This is a genomic window from Brasilonema angustatum (assembly GCF_059505445.1).
Window position 1 is genome coordinate 121,502 of the sequence record NZ_JCACKO010000135.1, and the last position, 17,159, is coordinate 138,660.

The window sequence follows — 17,159 nt, forward strand, 5'->3', positions numbered from 1 at the left end:
ACCTGGCGTTCTCCCGACCTAGGCGTCTGGCGTCCGGGTTCCCCGGCTTGTAGCGCGTGCCGTTCAACGGTGCACCACGTTTTTATCCGCCGCAAGACCGAGCGCTAAGTGGAGTACCACTATAGCGTGGGGCTTACGGCGAAGAAGCTAAAATATGACATTGACATGATCAGCAGGAAATTCAATCAAGCTCTATCAAAGTTAATATTTGAATTGAAGATGTATTTTGTAAGGTATCTATAATAATGAAGCGAAAAGATAAAACTCGGTTACAGTCTGTTTTCAGTGTCCTGCTCCTCTTTTTGTTAACTCTTTGTGGGTTGCTGTTGAATCCCGCCGCTGTTTTAGCTCAGGAGAATAAGGTTAATTACACGCTCGCCAACTTAGAACATCAAGATTTTTCCAATAAAGATTTACATGGAACGTCCTTTGCAGGTGGAATTATGCAGGCGGCAAACTTCCAAGGGGCAAATCTCAGTGGAACTATTCTCACCAAGGGATCGTTTCTGAAAGCAGATTTAAGCGGAGCGAATCTTGCAGAAACATTTGCCGATCGCGTGATCTTTAGTGAAGCGAATTTAACCAACGCCATTTTGACTGATGGCATTTTCAGCAGTAGTCACTTCTTTGATGCAGTGATTACAGGAGCAGATTTTTCTAATTCAATTGTTGATCCTTACGAAGTGAAATTGATGTGCGAACGTGCTGATGGAGTTAATCCTGTGACAGGTGTGTCAACCCGTGACAGCTTGGGATGTCGCTGAATTGTCAATTATCAGTTAACTGTTCACTGATTTCCTCATGACTGGACGCTACTGTAATACAGCAGACGTTATCCTCTTGGATATTGAAGGCACCACTACCCCGGTTGACTACGTCTTCGGGGTGTTATTTCCATTTGCCCGCGACTATGTAGCGGATTTTCTCACAACTCATCAGCAGGATGCACAGGTGCAGACTGATTTGCAATGGTTAAGGCAAGAGTACGAAACTGATTTAGCACAGGGGTTGTCAGTACCTGATTGGCAGGAAACGGAGGCGACGGCGGCTGTTCCTTATATCCACCATTTGATTGCTATTGACCGCAAATCCACAGGGTTAAAATCGTTGCAGGGTAAGATTTGGAATCAGGGGTATCGAGATGGTACATTGCGATCGCAAATGTTTGCAGACGTAAAACCCGCATTTGAACGCTGGACAACTGCTGGCAAACGGCTGTTTATTTTCTCATCTGGCAGTGTGCAAGCGCAACAACTCCTATTTCAGTACAGTGAAGTGGGAGACTTGACTGTTTTTATCAGCGGTTACTTTGACACCCAAACGGGTTCCAAAAGGGAAGCCGAGAGTTATCGCAAAATAGCCGATGCTATCGGAATCGCACCAGACAAAATTCTCTTTATCTCAGACGTCACTGCTGAACTAAAAGCAGCTCAAGTTGCTGGAATGCAAACGCTGTTTTCCGTGCGACTGGGGAATCATTCGTCGGAGTCGGAGGGATTTACAGCGATTCACAATTTTGATAACGTTTGATGCCTTTTACCAGATGCATGTCACCCCACCTGCTTTACTATCTAGCAAATCATTCATTGAACAGCATATATCAAATGGCAGTAAGCTGTTTATTTATGAGATTTGTATCAAACTACTATGGCAACAATTAACGACAACTACCTCAAGCTCAAAGCAGGTTACCTATTCCCGGAAATAGGGCGACGAGTCAATGCTTTTGCACAAGCAAATCCGGATGCTAAGCTGATCAAGCTAGGTATTGGCGACGTCACAGAACCACTGCCAGAAGCTTGCCGCACAGCGATGATTAAAGCGGTTGAAGAAATGGGCGATCGCGCTTCATTCAAAGGTTATGGTCCAGAGCAAGGCTATACTTGGTTACTGGAAAAAATAGCTGCCCAAGATTTTCAAGCGCGAGGATGCGAAGTTGATGCATCGGAAATCTTCACTTCCGATGGTTCTAAATGCGACACAGGCAACATTCTCGACATCTTTGGTAACAACAACATCATCGCCGTCACTGATCCTGTGTATCCTGTATATGTAGACACAAATGTGATGGCAGGAAATACTGGATCAGCAAATGATAAAGGCGAATTCGAGGGCTTAGTTTATCTGCCAATTACGGCTGAAAACAACTTCACTGCCGAAATTCCTTCTCAAAAAGTCGATTTAATTTACCTCTGTTTCCCTAATAACCCCACTGGCGCTGTCGCTACGAAAGAACACTTAAAAGCATGGGTGGACTATGCTAGAGCACACGGCTCGATCATTTTCTTCGACGCTGCTTACGAAGCTTATATCACCGATGCAGAACTTCCTCACTCCATCTACGAAATTGAAGGAGCAAGGGAATGTGCGATTGAGTTTCGTTCTTTCTCCAAAAACGCAGGTTTTACCGGTACCCGCTGTGCGTTCACCGTTGTCCCGAAAAACCTGACAGCAAAAGCAGCCGATGGTTCCGATGTGGAACTGTGGAAACTGTGGAACCGTCGCCAGTCCACCAAGTTTAATGGCGTATCTTACATTGTGCAACGTGGAGCTGAGGCAGTTTACTCCCAGGAAGGACAAGCGCAAATAAAGGAACTGATTAGCTTCTATTTGGAGAATGCCGAAATTATTCGCGAGAAACTCACAGCCGCAGGATTAGCAGTTTACGGTGGTGTGAATGCACCTTACGTTTGGGTACAAACTCCCAACGGTTTGTCCAGTTGGGATTTCTTCGATAAGTTGCTGCACACCTGCAATGTTGTAGGTACACCTGGTTCTGGGTTTGGTGCAGCCGGGGAAGGTTACTTCCGCATTTCGGCTTTCAATAGTCGGGAGAATGTGGAAGAGGCGATGAAGCGAATTACAGACAGATTCACGTCTTAGTGTAAAATTCCCTACAATCGTACGTTGTTTCCATAAACTGCTCTCCTCTAGTTTACTGACTAGAGGAGCTTGCTTTTTACTTGCTACCTCATTTGATGGCGTAGGACAGTTTACCTACCCACAGAATTAAGCTGAATCACAGCCCCAGTATCCTAATGGTTTCGACATGATTTAAAATCTTTAGTGAGTGTTTATCGTTTCGCGGTAAACGCACCTGTTTCAAAATCAGCAAACACTAAAGATTGAGTGTCGGTAGTGTTTGCTTTTTTTATTCACTTTGAAAAGCTTCAAGTTGGGACAAGTCAAGACTGGTGATTTTCTCTCAAACTTTGTACTTTGCTTGTTCTGCATTAAGCTTTGTGAAAATTATTCTATTTGAGTTGGTGGCAAATCTCCAGAAGATAAAGCGATCGCCGTGCCCAGTTTAAAAAGTTGCTGGCGTTAGTTGAGACGGCAAATTTTATGCCTAGCCAGTGCGATCGCCCAGAGGGCAGACGCAATCATGCGTATCGCCTAGCGCCCGCAACCTTGAAGCGATCCCATGATTCATATTTTGATTCAGCAACGCCAAATAAACACCTCTCTCACTCAAGAGTGTTTCTTCACAGTCAAATCAAAAAACGCTAAGTTTGATCTCAGCGTCTATGAAACATTGTGATATTCTCAGGTGAATAACTTACTCACGAGTTGATTTCACAACATTCAAAAGCCGATCGCGAATTGCCTTGAGTTGCTCTTGGTTGTTGACTGGTGAGCGTGGTGCTGGTAACTCTGTATTAGGCCAAGTGGTTAAATCAAAGCAAGGACATACCAACGGTGGCATGCCCACATTTTTCACAGGTACTGGCATATCGCAACGCCCGCAGGGAGAAACATCCCAAGCAGGTGTCAGCAATTCTGCTATGGTTTCCCGTGTACCTTCTATGTAGCAGTCGCCTGACTCAGGTAAAATAATCCTTTGCCAGCACTGTTCAAACTCGTCGCTATAGCGATCGCCAGCTATAACTTTTTGCGGCTGTAAGGTTGCCGCACCGTTGTCTATGACAACTTTTTTGCCTAGCTGGAACCAGTAAGCTAAATATCTTTTTACGTCTTGTTGTGATGCCATACTAAAATTCTAGACTGTAGATTCTAGTTTTTCTGTGAGGAATTTTGAATAAACTCTTAAGAAGAGTTACTGAGTTCTTAACTATTAGTTACTTTGCGATTTCTATGCGAGTTTTTTTATTTAGGCAAAGGCGAACCGAGCAAGCTCAAATTGAGAACATGACCCCCTGTGACTAAATAAACTTCTTGGCTGATACCTGCTAACTGACGCACCAAATGACCTAGGCGATCGCGAAAGGTTCGACCAATAGGATAAGCTGGCACAACACCCCAACCTGTTTCCTCTGCAACAAAAATCACATCAGCAGAAACTAACTCCACTGTTTCTAAAAACTCTCGAACAATGTTTTCCCAAATCAACTCGTCTTGTTCTAAAAGATTTGCTACCCAAGTGCCTAAAGAATCTACCAAAAGACAGATATTTTGTTCTGCGTTCGCAAGAGTTGCAGACAATTCATATGGCACTTCTAATGTCGCCCAATCTTGAGGACGGCGTCGTTTATGTTGTAATATACGTTGTTGCCATTCTTCATCTTCTGAGTTTTCTACTGCCGTTGCCACATAGATAACCGCTTTTTGTGATTGTATAGCCAAAATTTCTGCCCATTCACTTTTACCAGAACGTGCTGGTCCAGTTACTAATACGACTTTACTCAAAGCTGTTTACCTAGTATCTTGAATTGAGAAGGGTTGCAACTCTACTAGGTTATCAGTAAATGATGTGGTGACTCTTGTGCCTTTGCCCTTGAACACTACAAACACAACACACTTTGATATTCGTATGAAAGCAGGCATAAAACGCATAGAGGCAACTCTACACGATTTGGGGACTCGCAACACTGCTGACTCTGTCGAAGCAGATATTTCTACAAAGCAGTCTCTATCGTTTCGGATCAGCTTTGGGGGAGTAGAGCACTCAGGAGGTGATCCTGAGCTTTGCGAGCAAGAGCCTTCTGGGCACTTGGAACAAAACTTAGCTACCTACAATACTTCTGTGCAGACTTTTCCAGCGCAAGAGAACGGTAGCAAAACACCAAGCCTACCTAAGCTCAAAACTCCTAGCTTTACTAGCCATCGCAACGGAGCAAATCCCGCCTTGGCAATGAATTTGTTGCAAGAAATTCAGGAAAGTGTCGGATCTTGGCAAAAAGAACTGCAAAAAATTCTCCGCCAGATTCAAGATCTTTATTTAGAAGGACCGATTGTCAATGGCTGGCTAGAATCCCATGAACGCGAACCCGAACCAGGAGGAACCGCAACACTGCGCCATGCAGAAGTTGACCGTCTGATGGACTACGTAGAAGAAATTTGTGCAGAAAAGACCAATGTTTCCTGCCAATCACCCCGTGCTGGGTATCGTTTGTGTGGTTTGGATGCTTCTGGTAAAGTGTGGTCACGCCCATGTCCACCCGACCAGGTTGCGAGCGTGAGTATGGCAATTGCGCGTTACCAAAAATTGCGCCAACTGTTGGGACGAAAGCAAGATCTAGAAACTCGTCTCAATCAACTAGCAGAAACTCTTGTGATTTTGCACGGTCATATTCAATCGCAGTGAAATTTGACTGAAATTTCGCGCTTAGAATACAGAACTCAGGACTCACCAACCCAGAAGGGTTCTTTTACACCTATTAATGAGTCGGAAACCAGAGAAACTAAAGTTATTCGTATTGAGTCGTAGACATAATTCTGAGTTCTGTTTTTTGAATTCTTCAGAAAAATCTTCGTAAAGAACTAAAGATAATTTTATCTTTTCTAAAAAAAAGTTGTTTGTTAGTGGGAAATATTTGCTATAGATAAGATCAACAGCAGGCTAGAGTGAGACTTTGTTATTGCTTAGTCGTTAATGCTTAGTGGTTAGTAAAATAGCTAACAACTGTCAACCGAAAACGAACAACCAACAAAGTCTAAAAAACATAAACTTAAAGTCTATGCCAAACACACAAATCTCTGCGATTATTTGTACTCACAATCGAGACACCTATCTAGGCGCTGCGATAGATAGCCTTTTGGCACAGGATTTTGATGGTGAGTTTGAAGTCGTGGTCGTGGATAATGGATCGAGTGATCGCACTGTTGAAGTTGTCAGACAAAGAAGCGATAACCCCCGCCTCAAGTATATCTTTGAGCCTGTCCTTGGTTTATCTGTTGCTCGCAACACTGGCGCGAGAGTTGCTAGTGCTGAAATTTTGGCATACCTTGACGACGATGCAGAAGCTAGCTCTGACTGGTTACAGGTTTTATACTCAGCTTATCAAGATAACCCGAAACTAGCAATTGCTGGTGGCAAAGTGACTCTATTATGGCCAGAAGGAACCCAAGCACCACGTTGGCTATCAAAAGGATTATCTGCCAATTTGGGAGCATACGACTTAGGTGAGAGTATTGTCTACATTGATAACCCAGGACAAACGCCCAGAGGCTTGAACTACTCTATCCGCCGCAGCTTTCTCGAAACAGTAGGGGGTTTTAATACTCATCTTGGTCGAATTGGGACAAAATTATTATCAAACGAAGAACTGCAAATGACTGAACTTGCCCTGCAACACCAAATGCAAGTTGCTTATCTTCCCAACGCCACAGTCGCTCACAATGTCTCCCCAGAACGCCTCAAACGCTCTTGGTTTATTAGCCGGGGTTGGTGGCAAGGGGTTAGTGAGTGTTACCGCGAACAACTTGCGGGCAAAGCTGGTTTAGGTCAATTGGAGCGTGGTACCGAGCGTTTTTTACGTGGTTTATATAAAACATTACAATATTTTCCCGACCCAGCAGAACGATTTGATAAACTTGTGTATGCTTATGGTCAAATTGGATACTTAAATACTGCAATTCAGGGTCTTCTGTCCAAATCTAAAAAAGAGTAACAACTCGAAATTCCCCAGCTTTTTGTAACAAATGAATAGAGCGAAGTTTTTAAAGCTGGGGGATGAGTTAATTTTGAATTTTGAATTTTGAATTCCCCGAAGGGGTGACTTGTATGTCTTTCAAATTACCTGTGTCCGTACTGATTCCAGCAAAAAACGAACAAGCGAATTTGCCTGCTTGTCTGGCAAGTGTTCAAACCGCTGATGAGATCTTTGTTATAGATTCTCAAAGTACTGACAAAAGCATCGAAATTGTTCAAAGTTATGCTGCGAACGTCGTACAATTCTACTTTAATGGAAACTGGCCTAAAAAGAAAAATTGGTCTTTAGAAAATTTACCCTTGCGTAACGAGTGGGTGTTAATTGTTGATTGTGATGAGCGTATTACCGCCGAACTGTGGGATGAAATTGCCCAAGTTATTCAAAATCCCGAATACGATGGTTACTACCTTAACCGCCGAGTCTTTTTCTTAGGAACATGGATTCGCCACGGTGGTAAATATCCCGATTGGAATTTGCGTTTATTTAAACATAAAAAAGGTCGCTATGAAAACCTGAATACTGAGAATATTTCCAACACTGGTGATAACGAAGTTCACGAACACGTTATCTTGGATGGAAAAGCTGGATATCTGAAAAACGACATGATACACGAGGATTTCCGTGACCTTTTTCACTGGATAGAACGGCATAACCGTTATTCCAATTGGGAGGCTCATGTTTATCGAAATCTTCTCGCTGGCAAAGATGATAGTGGTACCATTGGCGCAAATCTCTTCGGGAATGCTCCACAACGTAAGCGCTTTCTGAAAAAACTGTGGGTGCGACTGCCATTTAAACCGTTTTTGCGGTTTATTTTGTTCTACATCATTCAGCGTGGTTTTTTGGATGGTAGAGCCGGGTATATTTATGCACGGCTTCTCAGTCAATATCAGTATCAAATAGAGGTCAAACTTTACGAATTACGTCAATATAGCGGACAACTCAACATCACATCCACAACCAGCGGCTGAGAACCACATGCCCTGGTGAGTGTGGGAGAAAATCGCCCCGGTTTTAAAATTCAAAATTCATTTTTGAATCAAGCAAATAGTGCTTTACGAGCATCTGACAAGCGGCTCACCACCCGTTATCAATCAAAGAAACACTCTTTCCCTTCTATTCTGTTAAGCGTTAAGCGTTAAGAGTTAAGCGTGTTTATTAAAAGACAACAAGGCTTGTAACCTTGGACTAATGATTAATAAATAATGACTAATGACTAGTGACGAACCTTTTGTAGATTTACGTAAATATAACCAATCCTGGTTTGACCGAGGACGAGCAGGTTGGTATATATTGTTATGGTGGTTTGTACAGGCGATCGCCTTCCCCCTGACTCCTCACCCGCTCAATAGTCTACGTTGCGCGTTGCTGCGGCTGTTTGGCGCTCGTGTTGGCAAAGGCGTAATCATTAGACCTACTGCTCGCTTTACTTACCCTTGGAAAATTACAATTGGGGACTACAGTTGGATAGGAGATGACGTAGTTCTCTACAGCCTTGACGATATCAACATTGGTGAGCACTGCGTCATTTCTCAAAAAAGTTACCTGTGTACTGGTAGTCATGATATAACAGACCCAGCTTTTGGGTTGAAAACAGCGAGTATCACCGTTGGTAATGGAGTATGGATAGCCGCTGATTGCTTCGTTGGACTAGGAGTAAAAATTGGGGCTAATGCTGTGATTGGCGCTCGTAGTAATGTTTTTACTGACATACCTTGTGAGCAAGTTAGCTGGGGAACCCCTTGTACTCCCCGCTATTTAAGAAAGCGGGAGTGAATAAGTTAACATTTGTCAAACTTCTGGTTTTGGTGTTGGAGGCATGACTACTTTTTTCGCTAATCCCAGAGTTTGTAATGTCTTAATTGCCCACCAAGTCATATCCACTTCCCACCACTGATATCCAGCTTTAGCAACATTTGGGTAAGCATGGTGATTATTATGCCAACCTTCTCCATAAGTTAAAAGCGCTGCCCACCAAAGATTACGAGAGTTGTCCTTCAACTGGAAACGACGGTTACCGCGCAAGTGGGCCGCAGAGTTGATGAACCAAGTGGTATGCCAAAGCAAGACTGCCCTCACAAAGACACCATAGACAACAAAAGACCATCCACCCAAAGCATACAGTAGGACACCAACAGGAATTTGAAGCAGTAAGAAGGAGCGATTTAGCCAACGATAAAATGGATCACGGTATAGTTCCTGGGCAAATTTTTTGTAATGTTGTTCCTCAAAAAATTCTGGACGTGGGTAAAAAATCCAAAGCATATGACTCCACCAAAAACCACGCTTGGCAGAGTAAGGATCTTTATCTAGGTCTTCTGTATGCGCATGATGCAGCCGATGTCCTGCTACCCAAAACATTGGTCCTCCTTGCATAGCAAGTGCTCCCAAGGTGGCGAGCGTATATTCCAACCACTTCGGCACAGATAAACTTCGGTGAGTTAAAAGTCGGTGATACCCTAAACAAATACCAATGCTGCCAAATAACCAGTGCAGCAATATCATGGCTCCCAAAGCAGACCAAGAAAAACACCAAGGAGCGAACATTGCCAAGGCATGAAATGTACCGAAAAATGCCACGTTAGTCCAGCTCAGAGTAAGCGGCTGCTTATCAACAGCCACAGCTGAGTTAATAGTCATAAATGTTTCCTTTTACGTGAATACCGTAGATACACTAGTACAATTTTGTACTAGTTACCACATACCCTGTCAAAACTGGCGAAGATAGCTAAAGTAAAAACAGAGGATGCAAGTGCTACTTACATCTGTTAGCTTAGCAAAGATAAAATTTTAATGCAAGTGCCACTTGCAGTTTTGACTTATGTCTAATGAAATAATTTCGACGCGACAAAGGCTGATTAATGCAGCAATGGAGTTGTTTGCAGCTCAGGGAATTACCGAAACGACAACCAAGGCAGTCGCAGAATTAGCGAAAGTTAATGAAGTGACGCTATTCCGGCAATTTGGCAATAAGCACGGATTGGTTCTGGCGGTTATTTCTGAATCACCAGTGTTTAAAGAACTGGGTGAGTCCTTAAAAATCCAAGCAAGTCAAATGACCAATGTTCATGAAGCTCTCAAAAATTATTGCGAAGACCGCTTAGAGGCTCTAGAACAAGTTCCGGAATTGCTGCGTTCTATGGTAGGAGAGGCAGGAAAATATCCAGTAGAAAATCGTCAGGCACTGGGAAGAAGCTTAGCGCAAGCCAACAACTATGTTGCTGAATATTTAGCAACCATGATGGAACGCGAGCAATTACACACGCAATTGTCGGCTCAAAAGCTAGCCAGTTTACTCAATAGTATGTTGGTGGGGTATGCCGTGATTGAATTTACCAGTGAATTCCATGAACTTTGGCATGACAGAGATGAGTTTTTGGAAAATTTGGTGGCACTATTTCTCAAGGTAGCCACACAATCCTCAGATCAACTCAACAATGAGTTTATTCCGACAGAAAACGTTGTAGATTTACCAGCGAATTTAGTCCACTTGGTTTTGCAAAGAGCCAAAAAATCAGGACTGCGAGATTATGCCCTGACGTACGTTTTGTTTGGCGCAGGCTTATCTCCAGAAGAAATTGCTCATTTAGAGCGATCGCACCAAATCAAAGACGCCAACCAGTACTTATTGCAAATCACTCAGGGCGCTACTCGACAAGTTCCGGTGAATCAGTGGATTATGGGTAAACGATATGGATCGTATACTCGCAATCCCTTAACTCAGTGGCTCAAAAGTCGTAAAGATGACCACTCTGCATTATTTCTCAATGATGATGGAATACCAATGACACAGCCAGAAATACAACAGCGCTGGCGAATATTAACTGAGGGATTATTAACACCAGAAGGGCAACAGCCAGTTATTGAGCAAGCTCAACAGACATGGTGTGTAGAAATGTTAATGAAGGGAATGAATTTAGAAGATATGAGTATAATTACAGGCTGGAATCGTACAAAATTACAAGCGTATGCTCGTAGAGCTAAAGAAAAATCAGCTTTAGAGCAAGCGATTCGCCTCGATCAGAAGCCTCAATAGCAATGAATACATCACTGACTCTCTTCTGGCAGCCAATCTTCATCTAATACGAACTCTACAAGATATGGACACTCTTTTGGAAACACTAGTGCGGTTCGTTGTTAGCTGAATCGCGGTAATCAGCCCGTACATAAGCTAACCAGTCAGAAATGACTGAACTCTGGATGGAATGGAGGCGAAAACCCTCCCCCTCAAACTCAGAGGTGACTCCTTACCTGCCCACAGTGAGTAAACTCGGAATTTTACAGGCTGAAGCTGGGAACAGGACGCAATCAGACGGCTGTTATGAGCTGACACTGGCGTTAATGGGGAGTGCGCAAGGTAAAAACAGAACCTAGAAAAGCAACCTAGTATAAAGCGGGGCATAACACAAAACCCCGACTCGGCTAGAGGTAAAATCCCGCCGACTTCTGATGTAAAGAGCGGCAAGAGTAAGGGGTTCTAGCGGTTGAATTGGTTCTACCTAACGGCACATAACAATTTCATCCAAGGAACGAATAAAAACGAGTTAAAGGTCTTGGGAAGGGTCGAAACCCAGGTAAGCCAGACGAGCGGCAGAATTCCTTTAATTCGGGTAGGACAGACCGTAACTGGTCTGAGGTGTTCAGAAAACAATCACTAGGAGTAGAGCATGATTGGACACAGTAGCAATGCTAGTGAATCTTGGAGCAAGTTACTTTGGGGAAAACTTCGACGTAATCTGTTTCGCCTACAAGTTCGGTTGTTCAAAGCAGTTAAAGCAAGAGACATGCGGAAAGCGCGGTCACTTCAAAAACTGATTCTGAAATCTAAGGCTGCACGGTTATTGGCAATACGTCAAGTAACTCAGCTAAATGCTGGTAAAAAGACTGCGGGTGTAGATGGAAAAGCGTCCCTCAATCATGAAGAACGCTTCCAACTTGAGGAATCCCTCAAGAGAAATCACTCTAATTGGCATCATAGCAAATTAAGACAAATCCCTATACCCAAGAAAGACGGTAAAACCAGAATTCTTAAAGTCCCTACTATTGCGGACAGAGCATGGCAATGCCTTGTGAAATACGCACTAGAGCCAGCGCACGAAGCAACTTTCCATGCCAAGAGTTACGGATTTAGGACAGGACGTTCAGCGCAAGACGCGCAAAGACAATTGTTCAATAATTTAAACTCAAGCTGCAACGGAATAAATAAGCGAGTCATCGAGCTTGACATTGAAAAATGCTTCGATAGGATAAATCACTCCGCCATAATGGATAATCTCATCGCTTCACAAGGCATAAAGAAAGGTATATTTCGCTGCCTCAAAGCGGGAGTCAATCCGGAGTTCCCAGATCAAGGGACACCACAGGGAGGAGTAGTAAGCCCACTTTTAGCCAACATTGCACTCAACGGAATCGAAAGTATCCACAGATATCACAGTGGAAAAGGGAGAAGAATAACCCCTAACACATCACTTAAAGATATCATTGAACCCTCAATCCGCTATGCGGACGATATGGTAATAATACTCCGACCCGAAGATAACGCAACAGAAATACTTGGAAAGATAAACCAGTTCCTAGCAGACAGAGGAATGAATATCAGCGAAAAGAAGACTAAGATAACCGCATCGACAGACGGTTTTGATTTTCTTGGCTGGCACTTCAAAGTGCAAAGTAACGGAAAGTTTAGATGTATCCCTTCGGTGGATAACTTCAAAGCATTCCGTCAAAAGGTCAAAACCATCGTCAACTGCTCTAACTATGGTTCCGAGGTCAAAGCTGAGAAATTAGCCCCCTTGGTTAGAGGTTGGAGGAACTATCACCGCTACTGCAAAATGGATGGTTCGCGAAACTCGCTGTACCACACTCAAGCAAGAGCGCTCAAGAAGTTCAATAAGGAAGCAAAGAATAACCGATATTCCAGTAAGAAATTACTAGACAAGGCATTCCCAAAAGTTCCTTACTCCGAAAACAAATTTGTTAACGTCCAGGGAGAAAAGTCACCATTTGACGGAGACATACCATATTGGAGCGAGCGCAATAGCAAGCTCTACGACGGACACACCTCTAAAGCCTTAAATCGGCAAAACCATTCATGCGGAATATGTGGAATGAAGATGATTCCAGGTGAGACAGTCCACCTACATCATATAGATGGAAATCACCAGAATTGGAAAACCAAGAACTGCATAGCAGTCCATCAATCATGCCATCAATACCACCACATGGGCAAGGAGAAATCCTAGAACATCGAGAGCCGGATGCGTAGAAATACGCACGTCCGGATCGAACAGAGAGGTGCTCGGGATAATACCCGACATCGACTCTAACAAATCTGCATATTAGTTTGCTTAGCTGCTTGGTGGCGTGCGCGTTGGTAACTCTCTTCAAGTTACTCTACAGGATAGTTTTTACAGCGTTTTTCTGTAAGGTGGGCATTGCTTACTACTATCTCAAATGTCTATCACACAAGCTTTTCTGAGCAATGCCCACCCTACGATTTACGGATAAATCATCCACTTAGACTTACTGCTGTTGCCTACTTCTATTGGTTTGTGAGTTCATCTAACATTAGTAATTCCAAATTTGGAATAGCAGGCAAACGTGTATCATTTGTTAGAAAAAATGTAGCATCTCCTTGAATTGCTGTTGCAATTTGAATCGCATCTGGAGTTCGTAAATTGTGCTTTGCTCTAAGTTGGGCAGCAAGTTCAGCAATCGCAGGTGAAACAGCAACAGTCGTTAAATTTTCTTGCTCGAAGAGGATGTCACGATATTGCCCAGCAAGTTCAACATTTCCCGCTCTTAACGGATGGATCAGCACTTCTGTTAATGTAAGTGTAGATGTGATGACTTGAAACTCACCTTGGCTCATCGCTTGAAAAAAGGCGTGAACAACTTCCAGATAAGCTGGGTTTTGTTCAATGAAATAAATCAAAGGTCCAGTATCCAAGCCAACAATTTGACTCTGTAGCTGGATTAACCATTCCATGAATCTCTTTCCCGATTCACATATTCTTGAGCATCAATATCCTGCCAAATCTCTTTTCCCAGCCCCTCTAATTCCATAATGCTGCGTTTGTGTTTAGGGGTTATGCGCCGACGCACGAGCGCAGCTAACTCCTCTAACAAGCGGAGTTGTTCATCTGGTGTGAGGTTCTCAACTTGACGACGGATTTCTTGGTAGGTAGCCATAATGATTTATCAATTTTGCCTGTATTGCTGATCGTGCCATGTTGCCATTACATAGACTAACAACCTACAATTTGTAGACAACAAAGCAGATATCAAAATATTAGTATCAAAAACCGCAACGTATAGCACTAATCCTCATGCACCACTTTATCAACGAAAGCTTCACGCTCCTCCTCGGTCATTGTATCCCAGTTGTAGCCTCGTTCTTGGGCAATAAGTCTAACTTTATCGATTCTATAGCAAGGGTAGTGCCTCCCACTGCCCCCACTGTTGGAGAAGTAGGAATCTAAACACCTCTACTTGCTGTTCGGTAGGTAGCAGTTTAACTAATTCAATGACTTGCTCATTAGTCAGCTTTAATGTGGGCATCTTGTATCTTTTGAAGATTGTGGAACCACTTCTAATTTTAGGCATAATTAGGAAACTTCAACGGCTACTTCAGTAAACGAATAAAGCCTGCTTGCTCAAAATGTTGGTCGGTTGTCAAAGCCTCCTGAATGCCTAATTGTTGCATCACAACGAAAGATGTGCAGTCAACTAATGACCAAGCTTTGTCTGGTCTACTTTTGCAAAGTTCCCAAGCTGAAGTATCAATTACGTTATTAATGTGAATGATTTCAACATATGGCACAGTCTTGATAGCATCAACAATTTCAAAGACCTGTAAACGAGGAATCCGAAGCGGGCTGTTTAACAATGCTACCAATTCAGCAACTACATAATTTGTCGTAACAATCTTTTTCTGCTGTTGAAGAGCTAAACGAAAACACTGATCTGCTTGTGAATAATAGGATTGAGTATTAACAAAAAGACTTGCCCAACCAGATGTATCCACAAATATGCTACTCGACACCCTTCAACTCCTGACATAAAGCTTGCCCAAGATAGTAGTCATGGTTTTCTGCTAAATCAGGAATGTCTACACTAACAGAGCCAATTAGTCGTAAAAGGGGGTCTGTTTCTGTTTGTTGCATGGAATCAGATTGAAATGAAGTCGTTAATTGTTGTGACAGGACTTGCAACACGACTTCCTCTGGAGACTTATTCAAGCGTTCTGCTTGAACAGCCAGTGCTTGCTCTAAGTCGTCTGGAAGAGTAATCACAAAAGTTTTAGCCATAGATCCTCCTTCAGGCTGGGCTGTAACTATTTTAGTTGACTGCACTGATAGACGGATCAGCTTACGGAATTATACAAAACGACCTGAAAACTTGAGCGATCGCTACCAACATCTTCACATTGCCCTTATGATCGCATCGCGCTTAGTTGATATTGAACATTAACTCATAACTTTCACATACTGTCCAATCGAAATTAATACCAATTCTCTATGACTTTGCACTTTATTCGCCCTCAGTCTAGAAGACTGGGGCTATACAAACAAAGCCTGCCTACGCAGGCTATTAAATGCATCTTCATGGAGAAATTGCGTTTCTGGCTTTTCGCAAAGCATCTAATGCTCCACCAAGCTTGTATTTTCCTTTGTATTTTCCTGACTCTTGACGCTCTGCATAGCGAAACAATGATAGCTTTACCTCTGTAACTAAGAGATCGACTGCCTCATCAGAACTTACTGTATTGCCATTTTTTCGATTTTGATAAATCAACGCCTCATCATGTTTAACCAGCCTTGCTTTTAGAAACAGTTCAACGGCGTGAAAAATATGCAGAATGACATACTTCCAATCAGTTTTTCTTCTGCTGTAAAGATGATGCTCTACACCATGCACCAGAGAATCCATTGCATTCTCTTCAAGCTTTACGACTAGCCTCTGCTGAGTTAAAACCGGCTCATCCGTCATTTCTATTCCTCTACGATCTCAAATCACTGGCTCATTTCAGTTTAGCGATTTGCTGAGATTACCTCACAGTGCGATACGCCTAGCACCTTCTGCACTCCGCGCGATCGCTCTACGCCATTCCACAAACTACACAAAAAAAATCCCGCCATAGTCACAAACTCAGCGGTTTTCAATTGCCAGCATAATCAAATCTCAAGCACTATAGCAGGGAACAGGGAACGCTTAATAGGGAACAGGGTTGAAAGTCTCGTGGTGTCCATATTTTCTCATTAGTTCATGTCCTGATCTACCGGGCAACTGTTATACCCTAAAACTCAATACGTTTGAGTTAAGGTGTCGGTTATTTAATTTTCCAGGCGGATCTGTGGCAAAACGACACAGATCCTTTTTGTAGTTTTGATACCGATGGTTAAGCCTTACTTTCCCGTAACGTGAGGATTTCAACGCCGTCTTCAGTGACGGCGAGAGTGTGCTCAAATTGAGCGGAAAGTTTGCGATCGCGTGTCACAGCAGTCCAACCATCACCCAAATGTTCAACTTCCCACGTACCTTCGTTAATCATCGGCTCTATGGTAAAAACCATACCAGGTCGCAGACGTTTTCCCTTACCACGGATACCGTAATGAGGTATTTCCGGCGCAGTGTGGAAAACGTTGCTGACACCGTGTCCTACGAAGTCTCGCACCACAGAAAAGCCCTGCGCCTCAGCATACTCCTGAATGGCTGCACCAATATCCCCAATACGTGCTTGTGGCTTAACTTCAGCAATACCTCTTCTGAGGCATTCCTCTGTCACCTCTACCAACTTTTTGGCTTTTGGGGAAGGGGTACCAACAAAGAATGTCTTGGATGTATCACCGTGATAGCCATCAACAAGCGGCGTCACATCAATATTAATGATGTCACCTTCCTTAAGAATTTGCTTGGCATTAGGAATGCCGTGACAGATGACTTCATTCACACTCGTGCAAATTGACTTAGGAAAACCCTTGTACCCAAGAGGTGCACTTTTTGCACCATGCGCCTGTGTCCATCGTTCCGCTTCGTCATTCAGTTCAAGAGTACTAACCCCCGGCTTAACCAGTGGTTCAAGATGGTCTAAGAGTTCGGCTGCCAAGCGTCCAGCCTTACGCATTTTATCTAGTTCTCTGTTAGATAAAATAACAATTGTTTCACTTTTCATCAAATTTCGTCTAAAGAAGAATCTCCCATAAATATAGTTTGCCGTGTTTGTGTGGATAACTGTATATTGGTTTGATCAACACAGAAACTCAA

The 17,159-nt window shown here is 43.2% G+C and carries 20 protein-coding genes; 9 read left to right on the forward strand and 11 right to left on the reverse strand.

Going from position 1 to position 17,159, the window contains the following annotated elements; translation table 11 throughout:
* The first annotated feature begins 245 nt into the window (after positions 1-245).
* The 3 genes from AC5JM2_RS24635 to AC5JM2_RS24645 all read left to right on the forward strand — a co-directional run bounded on the left by AC5JM2_RS24635 (position 246) and on the right by AC5JM2_RS24645 (position 2,883).
* The gene (locus AC5JM2_RS24635; protein ID WP_495837441.1) at positions 246-764 is read left to right on the forward strand and encodes a pentapeptide repeat-containing protein; all 519 of its coding nucleotides are present in this window, start codon (positions 246-248) and stop codon (positions 762-764) included.
* 37 nt (positions 765-801) lie between these two features.
* Positions 802-1,530 carry an acireductone synthase gene (gene mtnC / locus AC5JM2_RS24640; RefSeq protein ID WP_495837442.1) on the forward strand — a complete coding sequence of 243 codons (729 nt, stop codon included), beginning with the start codon at positions 802-804 and terminating at the stop codon, positions 1,528-1,530.
* A 117-nt stretch (positions 1,531-1,647) separates the two neighbouring features.
* On the forward strand, positions 1,648-2,883 hold the full coding sequence (locus AC5JM2_RS24645; RefSeq protein WP_495837443.1) for an LL-diaminopimelate aminotransferase: 1,236 nt from the start codon (positions 1,648-1,650) through the stop codon (positions 2,881-2,883).
* Positions 2,884-3,254: 371 nt separating this feature from the next.
* On the opposite strand, the gene AC5JM2_RS24650 is transcribed toward AC5JM2_RS24645, so the two are convergent.
* From AC5JM2_RS24650 to cobU, 3 genes are all read right to left on the reverse strand, one after another.
* Positions 3,255-3,383, reverse strand: coding sequence for a hypothetical protein (locus tag AC5JM2_RS24650; protein ID WP_495837444.1), 129 nt, complete (start codon positions 3,381-3,383; stop codon positions 3,255-3,257).
* A gap of 176 nt (positions 3,384-3,559) precedes the next feature.
* Positions 3,560-3,991 (reverse strand): hypothetical protein, encoded by a 432-nt coding sequence (locus tag AC5JM2_RS24655; protein WP_495837445.1) that lies wholly within the window; start codon positions 3,989-3,991, stop codon positions 3,560-3,562.
* 116 nt (positions 3,992-4,107) lie between these two features.
* A complete protein-coding gene (cobU, locus tag AC5JM2_RS24660) occupies positions 4,108-4,647 on the reverse strand; it encodes a bifunctional adenosylcobinamide kinase/adenosylcobinamide-phosphate guanylyltransferase (protein ID WP_495837446.1) in 540 nt (179 codons plus the stop codon).
* A 124-nt stretch (positions 4,648-4,771) separates the two neighbouring features.
* On the opposite strand from cobU, the gene AC5JM2_RS24665 reads away from it, so the two are divergent.
* From AC5JM2_RS24665 to hpsU, 4 genes are all read left to right on the forward strand, one after another.
* On the forward strand, positions 4,772-5,545 hold the full coding sequence (locus tag AC5JM2_RS24665) for a hypothetical protein (RefSeq protein WP_495837447.1): 774 nt from the start codon (positions 4,772-4,774) through the stop codon (positions 5,543-5,545).
* A 373-nt stretch (positions 5,546-5,918) separates the two neighbouring features.
* Complete coding sequence (locus AC5JM2_RS24670) at positions 5,919-6,851, forward strand: glycosyltransferase family A protein (protein WP_495837448.1); 933 nt, start codon at positions 5,919-5,921, stop codon at positions 6,849-6,851.
* Between the two features lie 113 nt (positions 6,852-6,964).
* Positions 6,965-7,864 carry a glycosyltransferase family 2 protein gene (locus AC5JM2_RS24675; RefSeq protein WP_495837449.1) on the forward strand — a complete coding sequence of 300 codons (900 nt, stop codon included), beginning with the start codon at positions 6,965-6,967 and terminating at the stop codon, positions 7,862-7,864.
* Positions 7,865-8,105: 241 nt separating this feature from the next.
* Positions 8,106-8,669 carry a hormogonium polysaccharide biosynthesis acetyltransferase HpsU gene (gene hpsU, locus AC5JM2_RS24680; RefSeq protein ID WP_495837450.1) on the forward strand — a complete coding sequence of 188 codons (564 nt, stop codon included), beginning with the start codon at positions 8,106-8,108 and terminating at the stop codon, positions 8,667-8,669.
* Between the two features lie 15 nt (positions 8,670-8,684).
* On the opposite strand, the gene AC5JM2_RS24685 is transcribed toward hpsU, so the two are convergent.
* A complete protein-coding gene (locus tag AC5JM2_RS24685) occupies positions 8,685-9,533 on the reverse strand; it encodes an acyl-CoA desaturase (RefSeq protein ID WP_495837451.1) in 849 nt (282 codons plus the stop codon).
* Between the two features lie 181 nt (positions 9,534-9,714).
* Between AC5JM2_RS24685 and AC5JM2_RS24690 the strand changes: the two genes are divergently transcribed.
* Positions 9,715-10,929 (forward strand): TetR family transcriptional regulator, encoded by a 1,215-nt coding sequence (locus tag AC5JM2_RS24690; RefSeq protein WP_495837452.1) that lies wholly within the window; start codon positions 9,715-9,717, stop codon positions 10,927-10,929.
* Positions 10,930-11,560: 631 nt separating this feature from the next.
* Positions 11,561-13,135 carry a reverse transcriptase domain-containing protein gene (locus tag AC5JM2_RS24695; RefSeq protein ID WP_495837453.1) on the forward strand — a complete coding sequence of 525 codons (1,575 nt, stop codon included), beginning with the start codon at positions 11,561-11,563 and terminating at the stop codon, positions 13,133-13,135.
* A gap of 299 nt (positions 13,136-13,434) precedes the next feature.
* Here the strand turns inward: AC5JM2_RS24695 and AC5JM2_RS24700 are convergent, their stop codons facing one another.
* The 7 genes from AC5JM2_RS24700 to map all read right to left on the reverse strand — a co-directional run bounded on the left by AC5JM2_RS24700 (position 13,435) and on the right by map (position 17,067).
* Entirely contained in the window at positions 13,435-13,881 is a 447-nt protein-coding gene (locus AC5JM2_RS24700) for a type II toxin-antitoxin system VapC family toxin (RefSeq protein WP_495837454.1), read from the reverse strand.
* On the reverse strand, positions 13,869-14,084 hold the full coding sequence (locus AC5JM2_RS24705; protein ID WP_495837455.1) for a hypothetical protein: 216 nt from the start codon (positions 14,082-14,084) through the stop codon (positions 13,869-13,871). Before AC5JM2_RS24705 ends, AC5JM2_RS24700 begins: the two co-directional genes overlap by 13 nt.
* Positions 14,085-14,318: 234 nt before the next feature.
* A complete protein-coding gene (locus AC5JM2_RS24710; RefSeq protein WP_495837456.1) occupies positions 14,319-14,498 on the reverse strand; it encodes a hypothetical protein in 180 nt (59 codons plus the stop codon).
* Positions 14,499-14,517: 19 nt separating this feature from the next.
* Complete coding sequence (locus tag AC5JM2_RS24715; protein WP_495837457.1) at positions 14,518-14,937, reverse strand: type II toxin-antitoxin system VapC family toxin; 420 nt, start codon at positions 14,935-14,937, stop codon at positions 14,518-14,520.
* The gene (locus AC5JM2_RS24720; protein WP_169268576.1) at positions 14,927-15,202 is read right to left on the reverse strand and encodes a hypothetical protein; all 276 of its coding nucleotides are present in this window, start codon (positions 15,200-15,202) and stop codon (positions 14,927-14,929) included. Before AC5JM2_RS24720 ends, AC5JM2_RS24715 begins: the two co-directional genes overlap by 11 nt.
* Before the next feature lie 295 nt (positions 15,203-15,497).
* Positions 15,498-15,884 (reverse strand): hypothetical protein, encoded by a 387-nt coding sequence (locus AC5JM2_RS24725; RefSeq protein WP_495837458.1) that lies wholly within the window; start codon positions 15,882-15,884, stop codon positions 15,498-15,500.
* Positions 15,885-16,293: 409 nt separating this feature from the next.
* Positions 16,294-17,067: a type I methionyl aminopeptidase gene (map, locus tag AC5JM2_RS24730; protein WP_495837459.1), complete on the reverse strand. Its 774-nt coding sequence runs from the start codon at positions 17,065-17,067 to the stop codon at positions 16,294-16,296.
* Between the last annotated feature and the right edge of the window lie 92 nt (positions 17,068-17,159).